The 15,397-nt window shown below is 59.6% G+C and carries 17 protein-coding genes and 1 pseudogene; 3 read left to right on the top strand and 15 right to left on the bottom strand.

What is annotated here, in order from left to right; genetic code table 11:
• Positions 1-84: 84 nt before the first annotated feature.
• From BLU63_RS33745 to ubiE, 10 genes and pseudogenes are all read right to left on the bottom strand, one after another.
• Positions 85-966 (bottom strand): annotated as a pseudogene (locus tag BLU63_RS33745) (methyl-accepting chemotaxis protein); the annotation flags it as partial.
• A gap of 367 nt (positions 967-1,333) precedes the next feature.
• On the bottom strand, positions 1,334-2,041 hold the full coding sequence (locus BLU63_RS08005; RefSeq protein WP_083375232.1) for a 16S rRNA (uracil(1498)-N(3))-methyltransferase: 708 nt from the start codon (positions 2,039-2,041) through the stop codon (positions 1,334-1,336).
• Positions 2,038-2,844 carry a twin-arginine translocase subunit TatC gene (gene tatC, locus BLU63_RS08000; RefSeq protein ID WP_010464487.1) on the bottom strand — a complete coding sequence of 269 codons (807 nt, stop codon included), beginning with the start codon at positions 2,842-2,844 and terminating at the stop codon, positions 2,038-2,040. The genes BLU63_RS08005 and tatC overlap by 4 nt, the downstream gene beginning before the upstream one ends.
• On the bottom strand, positions 2,841-3,290 hold the full coding sequence (gene tatB, locus BLU63_RS07995; protein WP_077747609.1) for a Sec-independent protein translocase protein TatB: 450 nt from the start codon (positions 3,288-3,290) through the stop codon (positions 2,841-2,843). The genes tatC and tatB overlap by 4 nt, the downstream gene beginning before the upstream one ends.
• Before the next feature lie 10 nt (positions 3,291-3,300).
• Positions 3,301-3,579 (bottom strand): twin-arginine translocase TatA/TatE family subunit, encoded by a 279-nt coding sequence (locus tag BLU63_RS07990; RefSeq protein ID WP_010464483.1) that lies wholly within the window; start codon positions 3,577-3,579, stop codon positions 3,301-3,303.
• Between the two features lie 25 nt (positions 3,580-3,604).
• Entirely contained in the window at positions 3,605-3,937 is a 333-nt protein-coding gene (locus BLU63_RS07985) for a phosphoribosyl-ATP diphosphatase (protein WP_008047820.1), read from the bottom strand.
• The gene (gene hisI / locus BLU63_RS07980; protein ID WP_010464478.1) at positions 3,930-4,331 is read right to left on the bottom strand and encodes a phosphoribosyl-AMP cyclohydrolase; all 402 of its coding nucleotides are present in this window, start codon (positions 4,329-4,331) and stop codon (positions 3,930-3,932) included. The genes BLU63_RS07985 and hisI overlap by 8 nt, the downstream gene beginning before the upstream one ends.
• Before the next feature lie 81 nt (positions 4,332-4,412).
• The gene (ubiB, locus tag BLU63_RS07975) at positions 4,413-6,017 is read right to left on the bottom strand and encodes a ubiquinone biosynthesis regulatory protein kinase UbiB (protein ID WP_010464476.1); all 1,605 of its coding nucleotides are present in this window, start codon (positions 6,015-6,017) and stop codon (positions 4,413-4,415) included.
• The gene (locus BLU63_RS07970; RefSeq protein ID WP_010464473.1) at positions 6,014-6,637 is read right to left on the bottom strand and encodes a ubiquinone biosynthesis accessory factor UbiJ; all 624 of its coding nucleotides are present in this window, start codon (positions 6,635-6,637) and stop codon (positions 6,014-6,016) included. The genes ubiB and BLU63_RS07970 overlap by 4 nt, the downstream gene beginning before the upstream one ends.
• Entirely contained in the window at positions 6,637-7,407 is a 771-nt protein-coding gene (gene ubiE, locus BLU63_RS07965) for a bifunctional demethylmenaquinone methyltransferase/2-methoxy-6-polyprenyl-1,4-benzoquinol methylase UbiE (protein WP_007948968.1), read from the bottom strand. The genes BLU63_RS07970 and ubiE overlap by 1 nt, the downstream gene beginning before the upstream one ends.
• A 155-nt stretch (positions 7,408-7,562) precedes the next feature.
• Here ubiE and BLU63_RS07960 point away from each other — a divergent pair, with 155 nt between their 5' ends.
• From BLU63_RS07960 to BLU63_RS07950, 3 genes are all read left to right on the top strand, one after another.
• The gene (locus BLU63_RS07960; protein WP_010464468.1) at positions 7,563-7,838 is read left to right on the top strand and encodes a polyhydroxyalkanoic acid system family protein; all 276 of its coding nucleotides are present in this window, start codon (positions 7,563-7,565) and stop codon (positions 7,836-7,838) included.
• A gap of 243 nt (positions 7,839-8,081) precedes the next feature.
• Positions 8,082-8,504, top strand: a complete 423-nt coding sequence (locus tag BLU63_RS07955; protein ID WP_010464467.1) for a phasin family protein — start codon at positions 8,082-8,084, stop codon at positions 8,502-8,504.
• A 10-nt stretch (positions 8,505-8,514) separates the two neighbouring features.
• Positions 8,515-9,396, top strand: coding sequence for a phasin family protein (locus tag BLU63_RS07950; protein WP_010464464.1), 882 nt, complete (start codon positions 8,515-8,517; stop codon positions 9,394-9,396).
• 201 nt (positions 9,397-9,597) lie between these two features.
• Here the strand turns inward: BLU63_RS07950 and BLU63_RS07945 are convergent, their stop codons facing one another.
• The 5 genes from BLU63_RS07945 to BLU63_RS07925 all read right to left on the bottom strand — a co-directional run bounded on the left by BLU63_RS07945 (position 9,598) and on the right by BLU63_RS07925 (position 15,389).
• Complete coding sequence (locus BLU63_RS07945) at positions 9,598-10,218, bottom strand: TetR/AcrR family transcriptional regulator (protein WP_010464462.1); 621 nt, start codon at positions 10,216-10,218, stop codon at positions 9,598-9,600.
• 59 nt (positions 10,219-10,277) lie between these two features.
• On the bottom strand, positions 10,278-11,960 hold the full coding sequence (gene phaC, locus BLU63_RS07940; protein ID WP_010464460.1) for a class II poly(R)-hydroxyalkanoic acid synthase: 1,683 nt from the start codon (positions 11,958-11,960) through the stop codon (positions 10,278-10,280).
• Between the two features lie 115 nt (positions 11,961-12,075).
• A complete protein-coding gene (gene phaZ, locus BLU63_RS07935; RefSeq protein WP_010464458.1) occupies positions 12,076-12,930 on the bottom strand; it encodes a poly(3-hydroxyalkanoate) depolymerase in 855 nt (284 codons plus the stop codon).
• 151 nt (positions 12,931-13,081) lie between these two features.
• Positions 13,082-14,761 (bottom strand): class II poly(R)-hydroxyalkanoic acid synthase, encoded by a 1,680-nt coding sequence (gene phaC / locus BLU63_RS07930; RefSeq protein WP_010464456.1) that lies wholly within the window; start codon positions 14,759-14,761, stop codon positions 13,082-13,084.
• A 256-nt stretch (positions 14,762-15,017) separates the two neighbouring features.
• Positions 15,018-15,389: a gamma-butyrobetaine hydroxylase-like domain-containing protein gene (locus BLU63_RS07925; protein WP_010464454.1), complete on the bottom strand. Its 372-nt coding sequence runs from the start codon at positions 15,387-15,389 to the stop codon at positions 15,018-15,020.
• Positions 15,390-15,397 lie beyond the last annotated feature (8 nt).

Genomic DNA, 15,397 nt, shown 5'->3' with positions numbered 1-15,397 from the left:
ATCGCTGATACCACCGATCAGTTCGCGCAGGCCCAGAGTCATGTTCTGCATGGCACGCTGGAGCTGGCCCAATTCGTCGCGACGTTCAGAAACAAGGTTTTGCGTCAGGTCGCCAGCCGCCACGCGTTCGGCGACTTTGAGGGTCTGGTTCAGCGGAACCACGATCTGGCGAGTGATCGCCCATGCCGCCAGCAAGCCAAACGCCAGGGCCAGAACGGTGGCCATCAGCAGCAGGTTCTTGGCGTGTGCTGCGTCGGTGTCGCGGACGATGGTTTGTGACACGGTGAGTTTTTTACTGACGTCGAGCAAGATATCGCCTTGCGCGGCCATGCGCTTGAGGGCGGCGGCGCTGGCTACTTGCGAGTCGCGGAACTGGCTGACGGCGGCACGATAGGCCTTGAGCGAATCGCTGGCCTGCTGCAGGTTGGCAATGTGCTGTTCCGGCAGTTTGGAGGGCAGGCTTTCGAGGTTCTTCAGGGCGTTGTCGATGGCGTCCAGTGCAGGTTGCTCGGCCTCGGTCTTGCCGCTGTAGGTGTAGCCGCGCACCTGGAAGCGTGCCTGCTGAATCAGTTTGCTCAGGTCGATCACGCTGTTGAAGTCGGCGACGCTGTCGCCTTGCAGCATGGACTTTTCGACTTCAGCGACGCGGGCCACGGCGTTATCGGCGGTGGCGCCCAGTTTGCTGCGGGCGTCTTCGCGGTTGGCACCGGCCAGGGTCATCGCGATGAAGGCTTGCTTGTACTGGCTGACGGCGGCCAGTTGCTGGTCAATCATCGCCGCATCAGCAGGCTGTTCGATCAATTTGCGTGCGGTTTGCAGGCCTGTGTCGAGTTGGCTCAACAGATCGTTGACGGCGCCCGGGCCTTGTTCGCCTCGGCGCATTTCGTAGTCCAGACGGGCCAGGCGCAGGTCTTTGGTCTGGTTGTTGAGGCTGGCAATGAACCCCAGCTTGTCGCCCCGGCTCATCACGCCCGTCAGGCCGGTCCAGGCGGTGAAGGTGATCAGCAGCGTCAGCAGCAGCACCAGACCGAAACCGATCCCCAGTTTGCGATTGACGCTTACGTTTCCCAGACTCTCGGTTAGCCAACGGTACATGCTGCTACTCCCTCGGACTACAAATTGGTTTTATGGGAGCTGTATCGGCCGGCGGCCGGGTATCTGTAGGTACAGCGCGGTATTCAGGGCGAGTAAATCCCTGTGGCGAGGGAGCTTGCTCCCGTCCGGCTGCGAAGCAGTCGCAAATCAGGCTGAGATGGTTTTGCAGGAATAAATCGGTGGCCGCGGCGCGCCCAAACGGGAGCAAGCTCCCTCGCCACAGTGACCGTGCTTGATCTTAAAAGAGGCGGGCGAGCAGGGCGGTGACGGCGGTTTCGACGCGCAGGATGCGCTCGCCAAGTTGTACCGGTTGCAGGCCAGACTTGGCCAGCAGGTCGATTTCGTAAGGGATCCAGCCGCCTTCGGGGCCGATGGCCAGGGTCACCGGTTCATTCAGGCCGCGAGGGCAGGGCGGGTAATTGCCCGGGTGACCCACCAGGCCTAGGGTGCCTTCGGAAATGGCCGGCAGCCGATCTTCGACGAACGGCTTGAAGCGCTTCTCGATGACGATTTCCGGCAGCACGCTGTCCCGGGCCTGTTCCAGGCCGAGGATCAATTGCTCGCGAATCGCTTCAGGTTCCAGAAACGGCGTCTGCCAGAAGCTCTTCTCGACGCGATAGCTGTTCACCAGGATGATTCGTGGCACACCCATGGCCGCCACGGTCTGAAACACCCTGCGCAGCATTTTCGGCCGTGGCAGGGCCAATATCAGTGTCAGGGGCAGCTTGGTCGGCGGCGGCTGGTCAAGGGTGACGCGCAATTCTGCTTCATCAGCGTCCAGGCGCAGCACTTCGGCCGCACCCATCAGGCCGCCGATACGCCCGACGCGCATGCTGTCACCCACTTCACAGCGGTGGACTTCCTGCATGTGCGTCAACCGGCGATCACGCAGGATCACCCGGTCGGCCGCAATGAAATCGGCCTCTTCGAGGAGCAGCAGGTTCACGGCTGGGTCGCTGGCGGCTGGTCGTTGTGATCGTCTGCCGGCTGGTTGTCCGGCTGATCGTCTGGATGATCGCCGCGCTTGCTGATCAGACCGCCGAACAGGATGCCGATCTCGAACAACAACCACATCGGTACAGCCAACAGCGTCTGCGAGAAGATGTCCGGTGGTGTCAGGATCATGCCGACCACGAAGCAGCCGATGATCACGTAAGGGCGGATTTTCTTCAGGTATTTGACGTCGACCACGCCGATCCATACCAGCAGCACCACAGCCACCGGGATCTCGAACGCCACGCCGAAGGCAAAGAATAGCGTCATGACGAAGTCGAGGTAGCTGCTGATGTCAGTCATCATTTCCACGCCGGCCGGGGTGGCGGCGGCGAAGAACTTGAAGATCAGCGGGAACACCAGGTAATAGGCGAATGCCATGCCGGCGTAGAACAGCATGATGCTGGACACCAGCAACGGCACGGCGATGCGCTTCTCATGCTTGTACAGGCCCGGCGCGATGAAGCCCCAGATCTGATGCAGGATCACCGGGATTGCCAGGAACAGCGAGACCATCATGGTCAGCTTCAATGGCGTCAGGAACGGCGACGACACGTCGGTGGCGATCATCGTTGCGCCCACGGGCAAATACTGGCGCAGCGGCGTCGAAACGAAGGTATAGATCTGCTGGGTGAAGGCGAACAACCCGGCGAAGATGATGAAGATCGCCGCTACGCAACGCAGCAGGCGGGTACGCAACTCGGTGAGGTGCGAAACCAGCGGCATGTGCTGGTCGTTTTCAGGAAGATCGCTCATGGGGCTCGCGGCGCCAGTGTTGGGTCATGAGGGGCCGGCGCAACAGGCGCAGCCGCAGGCGTGGCAGGTTCAACCGGTGGCGTTGCAACAACGGGTGCAGGTGCTTCTACGGCGACGACAGGTGCTGGCTCGGCGGCGGGGGCATGAATCGTTTGCTCCGCGATCGGTTCAACAGGCTGAACGGGCGTGGCCTCCTGCTGGGTCGGCGTGAAAATCTTCCGCGCCTCCTGTTCCAGCGACAGGATGTGCTCGTTGTGCAGTTGCCGACGAATCTCGTCGGCACCGATTTCACGTTCAACTTCCTGTTTGATCGCGTTGAAGCTGCGCTTCAGGCGACCGACCCACAGGCCTGCGGTGCGCGCAGCGCCCGGCAGGCGCTCGGGGCCCAGCACTAGCAGGGCGACGAGGCCGACGAGCAGCAGTTCAGAGAAGCTGATACCAAACATTAGTCAGTGCTCACACGTCTTTGCGGATCGGCTCTTCGACTTTTTGCGCCTGCACGTCGATGGTGTGCGGCTGGTTCACGGACTGCGTGGTCTGTGGCTGAACAGGTGGAACCGGTTGCGCCGGAGTCACGGTAGGATCGGCCGGTTTCTCGTCATCGTTCATGGCTTTCTTGAAACCCTTGATCGACTCGCCCACGTCAGTACCGAGGTTTTTCAGTTTCTTGGTGCCGAACACCAGCACGACAACAACCAGGATGACGATCCAGTGTTTCCAGTCAAAAATGCCCATGTTGCTGCTCCTCTCTAATAGTTGTTCAGGCGGACGGGCGCGAGGCTTTCTCGGCGTGTCCGGACAGACCGAAACGACGGTCCAGTTCATCGAGTACAGCCTGTGGATGCTGCCCCAGTTGGGCGAGCATGACCATGCTGTGGAACCACAGGTCGGCGGTCTCGTAGATCACATCGCTGCAGTCGCCGCTGATGGCGGCATCCTTGGCGGCAATGATGGTTTCGACCGACTCTTCGCCGACTTTTTCCAGAATCTTGTTCAAGCCCTTGTGGTACAGGCTGGCGACATACGAGCTGTCAGCGGCAGCGCCTTTGCGCTCTTCCAGCACCTCGGCCAGACGGGTCAGGGTGTCACTCATGGCTGTGTCCTGCGGAATAAATGGCGTGCGGGTCCTTGAGCACGGGATCGACGGTTTTCCAGTCGCCGTTCTCGAAGACGCGGTAGAAGCAGCTCTGCCGACCGGTATGGCAAGCAATGTCGCCGATCTGCTCGACCATCAGGATGATCACGTCGGCGTCACAGTCCAGGCGCATCTCATGCAGCGTTTGCACGTGGCCGGACTCCTCGCCCTTGCGCCACAGCTTGCCACGGGAACGTGACCAGTAAATGGCACGGTTCTCGGCAGCGCTCAGTTCCAGTGATTCGCGGTTCATCCAGGCCATCATCAGGACGCGCCCGGTCTTGTGATCCTGGGCAATCGCCGGCACCAGGCCGTCTGCGTCCCACTTGATCTCGTCCAGCCAGTTTTTCATCTTCGACTCCGACAGCGGGTTCCACACTTCATGAGCAGAACCCAAGCGTTCAAACAGTGTGCCAGCGTGCGGGGGCGCTGGCTATCGGCGAACGACCAGATACAAACCGACGGCCACCATGATTCCGGCCGGCCAATGACCCATATCGCTCAATGGCCCGCCGGCCAGCAGAATGGCGCCGCCCGCCAGGTGAGCGCAGCCGAGCAGGCGCAGGAACCAGTCGTCCTTGCGCTTGTGCCACGGTGGCGGCGGATCGTTGGCGTGGGGCTGGGACATGCGTTCGAGCAGGTCACGGGCCATGTTGGCCAGGTGCGGAATCTGTTCGAACTGGCTCTGCACGTTGCCGAGCAGGGCTTTGGGGCTGACGCGCTCACGCATCCAGCGTTCGAGGAACGGCTGGGCGGTGTTCCACAGATCGAGATCCGGGTACAGCTGACGGCCGAGGCCTTCGATGTTCAGCAAGGTTTTTTGCAGCAACACGAGTTGCGGCTGCACTTCCATGTTGAAGCGGCGAGCGGTCTGGAACAGGCGCATCAGTACTTGGCCGAATGAAATATCTTTTAACGGTTTTTCGAAGATCGGCTCGCACACGGTGCGGATCGCTGCCTCGAATTCGTTGAGCTTGGTTTCTGCCGGTACCCAGCCCGAATCGATGTGCAACTGCGCCACACGACGGTAGTCACGCTTGAAGAACGCGAACAGGTTACGCGCCAGGTAATCCTGATCTTCAGGGGTCAGGCTGCCGACGATGCCGCAGTCGATCGCAATGTATTGCGGGCTCCACGGGTTGACGGTGCTGACAAAGATGTTGCCCGGGTGCATGTCGGCGTGGAAGAAACTGTCGCGGAACACTTGGGTGAAGAAGATTTCCACACCCCGTTCGGCGAGCATCTTCATGTCGGTGCGCTGGTCGGCCAGGGTCGCGAGGTCGGTGACCTGAATCCCGTAGATGCGCTCCATTACCAGCACTTTCGGCCGGCACCAGTCCCAATAGACTTGTGGCACATACAGCAGCGGCGAGCCTTCGAAGTTGCGCTTCAACTGGCTGGCATTGGCCGCTTCGCGCAGTAGGTCGAGTTCGTCGTAGATGGTTTTTTCGTAGTCCTGGACCACGTCCACCGGGTGCAGCAAACGTGCATCGGCCGAGAGTTTTTCGGCGGCGCGGGCGAGGATGAACAGCCACGCCAGGTCCTGGGCAATGATCGGTTTCAGGCCCGGGCGTATCACCTTGACCACCACTTCTTCGCCGGTCTTCAGTTGCGCGGCATGCACCTGCGCCACCGAGGCTGAGGCCAGCGGTTCGACGTCGAAACGGCTGAACACTTCACTGATCTTTTTGCCGAGCTGCTCTTCGATCAGGTTGACCGACACTTGCGAGTCGAACGGCGGCACACGGTCCTGCAGCTTCATCAACTCATCGGCGATGTCTTCGGGCAGCAGGTCGCGACGCGTCGAAAGGATCTGCCCGAACTTGATGAAAATCGGCCCAAGGTCCTGCAACGCCAGGCGCAATCGCGCACCACGGCTCAGGTCCAGCGTCTTGCGCGGGAACCAGCGCCACGGCAAGGCGTAGCGCAGCGCCAGGAGAAACCAGGGCAGCGGCAGGGCGAACAGCAGGTCATCGAGGCGGTAGCGAATCACAACGCGCTGGATGCGCAACAAACGGCGGACGGCAAGCAGCTTCATGCGTTATCGCTTGGGTCGAGGGATCGGGAAAGGCGCTCGAAACGCGCCTCGAGACGTTCCAGATCGAGCTTGATCTGGTCCAGTTCACTGAAACGGGCTTCGGCTTCGCGCTGACCGACGAGGGTGCGCGATTCTTCGGCCAGGTATTCGCCAAGATTCTGATTCAGGCTGGCGAAACCTTGCTGATACCAGCGTGCGCGGCTGCGCAGGTGACCTCCGACCAGTTGCGTGGCGACCGGGCCGAGCCAGCGCGAGAGTTCGTACTCCCAGTCCAGCTCAAGGTCCTGAAGGATCGCCGCCAGCTCCAGCAGCACGCCGCTGTCACCGTCGAGCTCGACTTCAGGGCCATGCAGCACCGAGGTCTTTTCCTTGCTCATCGCCAGTTTCAACAGGCTGGAGGCCGGTGCACGCAACGTGCAGTCAGCGCCGGTTTCCCAGTGGGACGCGAGCATCAGGCCTTCGTCGCTGGGCAGGATGAACAGTTGCAGCGCCGGGCTGCGGCAGTCGACGGCAATCACCCTGCCGCTCAAATGCGCCAGTCGCGGTAGCGCCGTGCTGTCGAGACGCAGCACCCGGTTCAGACCGAGTTCAACGCTGGCGAGCAGGCCGGCCAGCAACATCAGGGTTTGATGCCGCGGTGCAGGGCGACGATGCCTGCGGTCATGTTGTGGTAGGTCACGCGGTCGAAACCGGCCTCGACCATCATCGACTTCAGGGTTTCCTGATTCGGGTGCATGCGGATCGATTCGGCCAGGTAGCGATAGCTTTCCGAGTCGTTGGTGATCAGCTTGCCCATCAACGGCATGAAGGCGAACGAGTAGGCGTCGTAGGCTTTGGACATCAGCGCATTGGTCGGCTTGGAGAATTCCAGCACCAGCAAACGGCCGCCCGGTTTCAGTACTCGCAGCATCGAGCGCAGGGCGTCTTCTTTATGGGTCACGTTGCGCAGACCGAACGCGATGGTCACGCAGTCAAAATGGTTGTCCGGGAACGGCAGCTTTTCAGCGTCGGCCTGAACGAACTCGACATTACCGGCCACACCCAGATCCAGCAGGCGGTCACGACCGACCTTGAGCATGGATTCGTTGATGTCGGCCAACACCACCTGGCCGGTCGGGCCAACGAGGTGCGAGAACTTCTTGGTCAGGTCGCCTGTGCCGCCGGCGATGTCCAGCACGCGGTTACCGGTGCGAACACCCGACAGCTCGATCGCAAAACGCTTCCACAGACGGTGCATGCCGCCCGACAGGAGGTCGTTCATCAAGTCGTACTTGGCGGCTACCGAGTGGAAAACCTCAGCGACTTTTTCCGCTTTCTGGCTTTCCGGTACGTTTTTGAAGCCGAAGTGAGTGGTGGGTTCGGCATCGCTGCCTTTGCGCTGATCAGTCATATCGCTGTCACCAAAAGAGAATGCGGGACATTCTAATCCCGGTGGCCTGCTTTGTCTTGGCAAGGCTGAAGGTAAGATAGGCAACCACCGGGACGTTTTGCCGCAGCAGCGGTCAAGATGCTTCAGGAAAGTATCCATAAAGCAGGAGTCATTCGATGGCCCGTATTAGTGTTGAGCGTGCCCACGGCCTGGGCAAGGAAGCAGCCCGCGAGAAGGCTGATCTGTTGGCGCAGAAGCTGTCCGATCAATATGGCCTGGAGCCGCAATGGTCCGGCGACACCCTGAACCTCAAACGTTCCGGTGTGAAAGGCGCGGTACATGTCAGCGAAGATTCGATCCGCGTCGATGTGGAGTTGGGCCTGATGATGTCGGCCATGAGCGGCATGATCAAATCGGAAATCGAAAAAGCCCTTGATAAGGCCTTGGTCTGATTCCGGATTGAAATCCCTTCATCTGTAGGAGTGAGCCTGCTCGCGATAGCGGTCTGTCAGTCGAAATCAATGTCGACTGACAGACCGCTATCGCGAGCAGGCTCACTCCTGCATTTGTTTTGTGTGAAGCCAAAGTTTTATGTCAGTTGTTAGGGTGCCGTTTCTAATTTTTCTCCCTACTTTGTGCCTGAGCCCGACACTTTCGCGGGCAGTTCCTCAAACCTTCTGCGCGTGAGGTGCACCATGGCCAAAGTTATTTTGAAGAAAAAAATCGACGCTTCGACTACTGCTCTGGGCGACGTCAAATCCTATGCCCGCAAGATCTGGCTGGCAGGCCTAGGGGCCTACACCAAGGTCGGTCAAGAGGGCAGCGAGTACTTTCAAGAGTTGATCAAGGCTGGTCAAACTGTTGAAACCAAAGGTAAAAAAGTTGTTGCCGAGAAACTTGAAGCGGCTAACACAGAGATTGAAGAAGCCAAGAGTGAAGTGAGCACTTTCAAAGGCAAGGTCGAAGTTCAACTCGACAAGGTCGAGAAGGCTTTTGACTCGCGTGTCGCAAGTGCCTTGAATCGTATCGGCATTCCGTCTAAACATGACGTTGAGACACTCTCTGCTAAGCTCGATGAGCTGACGGCATTGCTCGAACGCGTCGCGCGTAAATCTTAAGGAGAACGGGATGGCTGGTAAAAAGAACACCGAAAAAGAAGGCAGCTCGTGGATCGGGAAAGTCGAAGACTACTCCCGCAAAATCTGGCTTGCTGGTTTAGGCGTGTACTCGAAGATCGACACTGACGGCAGCAAGCTCTTCGATACATTGGTTAAAGACGGCGAGAAAGCCGAGAAGCTCACCAAGAGCGCTGTCGGCAAGAAAGTCGATGCCGCCAAGGACTCCGCTTCGTCGGCCAAGTCGCGCATCAGCGGCGTGAAAGATCGTGCACTGGGCAAGTGGGATGAGCTGGAAGGGGCTTTTGACAAGCGCCTGAACAGCGCCATTTCGCGCCTGGGTGTACCGAGCCGCAATGAAGTGAAAGCGCTGCACAGCAAGGTCGATACCCTGACCAAGCAGATCGAGAAACTCACCGGCGCCAAGGTTGCACCTGTTGCGGCGAAAACCGCAGCGGCCAAACCTGCTGCTAAACCAGCCGCCAAAAGCGCTGCCAAGCCACTGGTAAAAGCGGCTGCCAAACCGGTCGCCAAAGCCGCGTCGAAAGTCGCATCCGCCGCCAAGTCCGCTACCAAGACTGCCGCCGCCAAACCTGCAGCAGCCAAGACAGCGGTCAAATCGGTTGCTGCCAAAGCCGCCGCCAAACCAGCAGCAAAACCGGCTGCCAAAACTGCAGCGGCCAAACCGGCAGCCAAGCCAGCGGCAAAACCTGCCGCAGCGAAGAAGCCAGCAGTGAAGAAACCGGCCACGCCTAAGGCTGCCGCGCCAAAACCAGCAGTGGCTGCCGCCAAACCGGCGACCCCGGTCAGCACGTCGAACTCCGCTGCTGCACCGACCCCTGCTGTAACCCCGACTGTCGCGCCAGCTCCATCGACGCCAACCAGTCAGTCCTGATTTTTCAGGGCTCAAGAAAACGCCCGGCCTGCAAAGGTCGGGCGTTTTTGTTTGTGCGCGATTTCATACACACCGCAGAACCCTTGTGGGAGTGAGCCTGCTCGCGATTGCGGTGTGTCATTCAACATTGATATTGACTGACCCGGCGACATCGCGAGCAGACTCGCTCCCACAGTGAAATGTGTTTATCCAGTGAAAGGGTTACTCGTGTTCTTCGAGGTATTGCAGGGCCAGGTGCTCGGTCGCCACTTTGATCGGCGGCAGCAAATGCGGCGCCACCAGCATCATGATCTGATACACCACCAACCTGACTTCACCCTCGCGATCAAGAATCCGCTGATAGTCCAGTGAGAACAGCAGCGTCATGGTGATCTGCTCCACCAACTGCCCCAGCGCTTGAGTGTCACTGACCAACTGCCCTTGCGCCTTCAATCGCGCCAGCAACGAAGCCAGCGTGCGCTTCAGTGCATTGAGCAGATTGCGGATGCCCTTGGCCAGTTTCGGCAGGCGCCCGGCCAGGTTTGACAGGTCCTGGAACAGAAACCGGTAATGGGCCAGCCGCTCGACGATCAAGTGCAGGAACAGCCAGTAATCCTCCGGTGCCAGCTCCACGTCGGCCGGAGGATCAAGCAGTGGCGCAAGCTCGGCCTGGAAACGCTCGAACAAGCCGAGAATCAACGGTTCCTTGCCGTGGAAGTGGTAGTAGAGATTGCCCGGGCTGATGCCCATTTCGTTGGCAACTTCCATGGTGGAAACGTTCGGTTCACCCTTCTGATTGAACAATTGCAGGGCACATTCGAGGATCCGGTCGCGGGTTTTCATCCAGTCTTCTTAATGGTCGGGTCATGCCACGGCAGGCGTGTGCCGTGGTTCGTTGTCAGTCAGCGCACACGCACGTAAGTACCGGGTGCCGCCTCCATCGGTGGATAGTTCTGGTTGCCGAGGGCCATGTGGGTTTCTTTTTGCGCGCCCGAGCGTTCCTGAATCCAGCTCAGCCATTGGGTCCACCAACTGCCGTCGACTTGCTTGGCGTCGTAATACCACGCTCGTGGGTCGCTGCTCAGTTTCGCGCTCTCGACGAAGTTGGCCTTCGGGTTGCTCGGCGGGTTGAGGATGCTCTGCACATGACCGCTGTTGGACAGGACGAAACGTCGCTCGCCACCCAGCAGCAGCGTCGAGCGATACACCGCGTCCCACGGCGTGATGTGGTCGTTGATGCCGGCCACGCTGAAGCTGTCGACCGTGACTTTCTGCAAGTCGATCGGCGTGCCGCACACTTCAAGGCCGCCCGGATGACTCAGTGGATTGTGCTTGAAGAAGTCCAGCAGGTCGCCATGCAAGGCTGCCGGCAACCGGGTGTTGTCGTTGTTCCAGTAGAGGATGTCGAACGCTGGAGGCTCCTTGCCCAACAGGTAGTTATTGACGAAGTAACTCCAGATCAAATCGTTGGGGCGCATCCAGGCAAAGACCTTGGCCATGTCGCGCCCGTCCAGCACACCTTTTTGATAGGAGCGACGCTTCGCCGCTTCCAGGGTCTGTTCGTCAGCGAAAAGCGTCGCCGGAGAGTCCATCTGACTGTCGAGCAGGCTCACCAGATACGTTGCGCTGGATACCCGCCGCAGTTGTCGCTTGGCCTGCAAGTGGCCTTGCAGCGCGGCGATGGTCAGCCCACCGGCGCAAGCGCCCATCAAGTTCACTTCGCGAGCGCCGGTGATTGCCCGGCAAACGTTCATCGCTTCTTCAACCGCTTCGACGTAGGTCGACAGACCCCATTCGCGATGGCGCACATCCGGATTGCGCCAGCTGATCATGAAGGTCTGCAGGCCGTTTTTCAGGGCGAACTGGACGAAGCTGTTATGCGGGCTCAGGTCGAAAATGTAGTACTTGTTGATCTGCGGCGGTACCACCAGCAGCGGTTTGGAATACTGCTTTTCGCTCATCGGCTTGTACTGGATCAGCTCCAGCAGCTCGTTGCGAAACACCACGGAACCCGTGGTGGTGGCGACCGTTTTACCGACCTCGAACGCTTGCTTGGTGACTTGTCTGGGCAGACCGTCGTTGTGCAGGAAATCGTCGACCAGATGGCTGATGCCACGCACCAGGCTGTTACCGCCGGAATTGAAGATTTCCTTGATCGCCAGCGGATTGAGCAGGGTGTTGGACGGCGCCACGGCGTCATTGAGCAAGGCGAACGCAAAGTGGGCGCGAGCGCGATCGTCCGGGGTCATGTTGCTTTCGTCGATCCAGCTTTTAACTTCTTTCTGCCAGCTCAGGTAGGCCTGCAAGCTGCGGCGATAAAACGGGTTGAGGCTCCACGCCGGGTCGGCAAAACGACTGTCCTGCGGGTTGGTCGGGTGCAGGGTTTCCCCCAGCATGACGCGACCCAGTTGGCCGCCCAGTTTCAAGGCATGTCGAACGCTGTGCACCGGGTTACGCAAGCCATGGGCGGCAACGCTGCGCAGGGTCGAAAACAGATCCCGGCCACGCAGGCCGGTGATCGCACTCTGCGCGTTGATGAACGCGGCGGGAGTGGGCAAAAAGTCCCTCGCTGGTTTGTCGCGCATGTGTCAACACTCCTTCGTCTTTCAGGCCAAATACAAACACATCGAACCAGAACACCATAGACGCTGTTATGGGTTGTTGCGCGGTGCGGCGTCCTGCCGACCGACAATGGGCCGGTTAACCGCCCAATGGCGCGGGATGCGGATGCATCACGGCGCGCTGACGTTCCTCCTCGAGGAATTTCATGATGATCGGTGCCACCGCTTCGGCGCGGGTAATCAGGAACAGATGCCCGTCATCGATGATGTGCAACTGCGCATTGGGGATCCGCCAGGCCAGCATGCGCATGTTGATCAGCGGGATCAGTGGATCGTCGTCGCCGGCCAGTACCAGCGTCGGCTGGTTGATCTTGTGCAGCCAGTGAATACTGGTCCAGCCAAGCCCGGCGAACAGCTGCCAGTAGTAACCGAGTTTGCCCGCCGAACGGACCTTCGCCGCATGGCTGGCGGCCAGGGTCGGATCGCGACGGAAAGAGCCGCCGTAGATCATCGGCGCAATGCGGATCACGTGAGATGGCTGGATGTAGCGCCGCGGGCTGGCCATCATCCACAGCACTTTCGGTTTGCCCGGCACCATCACCGCGCCGGCCGCCGTGGCCGCCAGCACGAGTTTCTTGCAGCGCTCGGGATAGTCGTAGGCGAACTGCTGAGCGAGTGCGCCTCCCCAGGAAACGCCGATGACGTTGACTTGCCCGTAGTCGAGATAGTCGAGCATCCGCGCCGTGAGTTTCGCCAGGCCCGGAAAACGGTACGGCCGATTCGGCGTCGACGAACCGCCGACACCGGGAACGTCGAAGGCGATGACTTCCAGGTCCGGGTCCAGCGCTGCCACGAACGGAAACACCAGCTCCAGGTTGGCGCCGATGCCGTTGAAAATCAGCAAGGGCGTCAAGTGAGGCTTGCCGGGGCGTACCGCCGTGCGGAGGGTCTGGCCATCCAGGTCGACGGTACGGAATATGAACGGTTGCGGCATGCTTCAGGCCCTGTGGGTTAATTCATCCCCGGTCCCCCTGCAAGAGCGAAGCTTGCTCGCGAAGGCGTCAAGTCAGTCGACATCCATGTTGAATGAAAGACCGCTTTCGCGAGCAAGCTTCGCTCCTGCAGAGGGGCGCGGGGTGTGTCAGTTACCGCTCATGCACATAAGTGCCGGGTGCTGCTTCGCCCGCTGGATAGGCCTTGTTCCCCAGGCTCGCCGGGGACTTCTTCAGCTTGCCCGAACGCTCGGCCTGCCAGGCCTGCCAGTGCAGCCACCAGGAGTCAGTGTGCTTGGTGGAGTTCTCTTGCCAGTCTTCGGCTTTGACCGGCATTTCGGTGCTGGTCATGTAGCGCGATTTCGGATTGCCCGGCGGGTTCAGAATGCTCTGGATATGTCCGCTGCTGGACAGCACGAACTCGACCTTGCCGCCAAACAACTGCGCCGACTTGTAGCAGGACTTCCACGGCGTGATGTGGTCGTTGGTGCCGGCCAGGGAAAAGATGTCGGCCGTGACCTGCTTCAGGTCGATCGGCGTGCCGCACACTTCCAGTGCATCAGGACGGATCAGCGGGTTGTTTTTGAACATTTCGATCAGGTCGCCGTGGAATGCGGCGGGTAACCGGGTGGTGTCGTTGTTCCAGAACAGGATGTCGAATACCGGCGGCTCGTTGCCCAGCAGGTAGTTGTTGACCCAGTAGTTCCAGATCAGATCGTTGGGGCGCATCCAGGCGAAGACTTTCGCCATGTCGCGGCCTTCCAGCACACCGGCCTGATAGGAATGGCGCTTGGCGGCTTCGAGGGTCTGCTCGTCGACGAACAAGGCCACGTCGCTGTCCAGGGTCGTATCCAGCACGCTGACCAGCAGGGTGAGGGCGTTGACCTTCTTCTCGCCGATCGCGGCGTAGTGGCCCAGCAGCGCGGTGCAGGTGATGCCACCGGAGCAGGCGCCCAGCATGTTCACGTCTTTGCTGCCGGTGATCGCAGTAACCACGTCGACCGCTTCCTTGAGCGCTTCGATGTAGGTCGACAGACCCCACTCGCGCTGCTCCTTGGTCGGGTTGCGCCAGCTGACGATGAACGTCTGCACGTTGTTGCGCAGGCAGAAGCGCGCCAGGCTCTTGTCCGGGCTCAGGTCGAATACGTAGAACTTGTTGATCTGCGGCGGCACCACCAGCAGCGGACGCTCGTGCACCTGCTCGGTGATCGGGCGGTACTGGATCAATTCCAGCACGTCATTGCGGAACACCACCGCGCCTTCGGTCACGCCCAGGCTCTTGCCGACTTCGAACGCGCCCATGTTGACCTGGCTCGGCATGCCGCCGTTGTGTACCAGATCCTTGGCCAGGTGCGAGAGGCCGTCGAGCAGGCTTTTGCCGCCGGTCTCGAAGAAACGTTTGACCGCCGCCGGGTTGGCCGCACTGTTGGTCGGGGCCATGGCTTCGGTCATGAGGTTGATCACGAAATGCCCGCGACTGACGTCTTTGGGCGGCAGGTTGCTGTCGTCAATCCAGTCGTGGAGTTCCTTGCGCCACGCCAGGTAAGTTTGCAGATAACGTTTATAGAGCGGGTTCTGGCTCCAGGCCGGATCGGCGAAGCGACGGTCATCGCTGGTAGGTTGAAGTTCTGATTTGCCGAACAACACGTTCTTCAATTCAAGGCCGAAATGGGCGACATGCTTGGCACTGTGAATCGGTTGTTTGATGGCCTGCCTGAGCACCATTCGAGCAGAAGCCAGTAGATCCTTTCCACGCAGCCCAACGACAGGATTCAGCCCCAAGGTGTTTTCCGAGGCTTGATACTTCAAGTCATCGTTATTCTTGTTACTCATCTACGACGCTCCATTGTCCTGAGACGAGTACCTGAGTCCAGCTGTAGTCACACAGCCAATGCCAGGTACTTATGCTCGGGTGACCGTTAATTCTGCATCGCTGCTTTTTACGGCAGAGAGCACTGCAGGGAACTTGCCAGCTCCATTGGTTACCCGAGTTTAATTTTTTTCGCAAGCGGGCCAATCATTGACCCAGGAGCGGAGCATTCAAACAGATGGAATTAGAAAATGCCCTCTAAAGAGCAAGAGGGCTGACCTAGAGCATCAGCTTGACGATGGATTCGTTCGGATCGCGGGTTTTTCCGGCGGCTTTGAGTTCGGCAAGATAATCGTTCCAGAGATCCTCTTGGCGCACGCCCAGCTGGTACAGATATTCCCAGGTGAACAGGCCGCTGTCGTGTCCGTCGTCGAAGGTCAATTTCAGTGCGTACTGACCGGCCGGTTCTACCTTGGTCAGGCCTACGCCGATCTTGCCAAATTGCAGGATAGGTTTGCCGTGGCCCTGGACCTCGGCGGAAGGAGAGTGCACGCGAAGGAACTCGGCGGGCAGGTGATATTCCTCGCCGGACGCGTATTTCAGCGACAGGGTTTTCGAGGCTTTGTGCAGTTTGATGTCGGTGGGAAGCATAGGAAGAG

It is taken from the genome of Pseudomonas mandelii, assembly GCF_900106065.1.
GTDB lineage: Bacteria > Pseudomonadota > Gammaproteobacteria > Pseudomonadales > Pseudomonadaceae > Aquipseudomonas > Aquipseudomonas mandelii.
The sequence above is the reverse complement of the archived record's forward strand: the minus strand, read 5'-3'. Positions and strand labels throughout refer to the sequence as shown.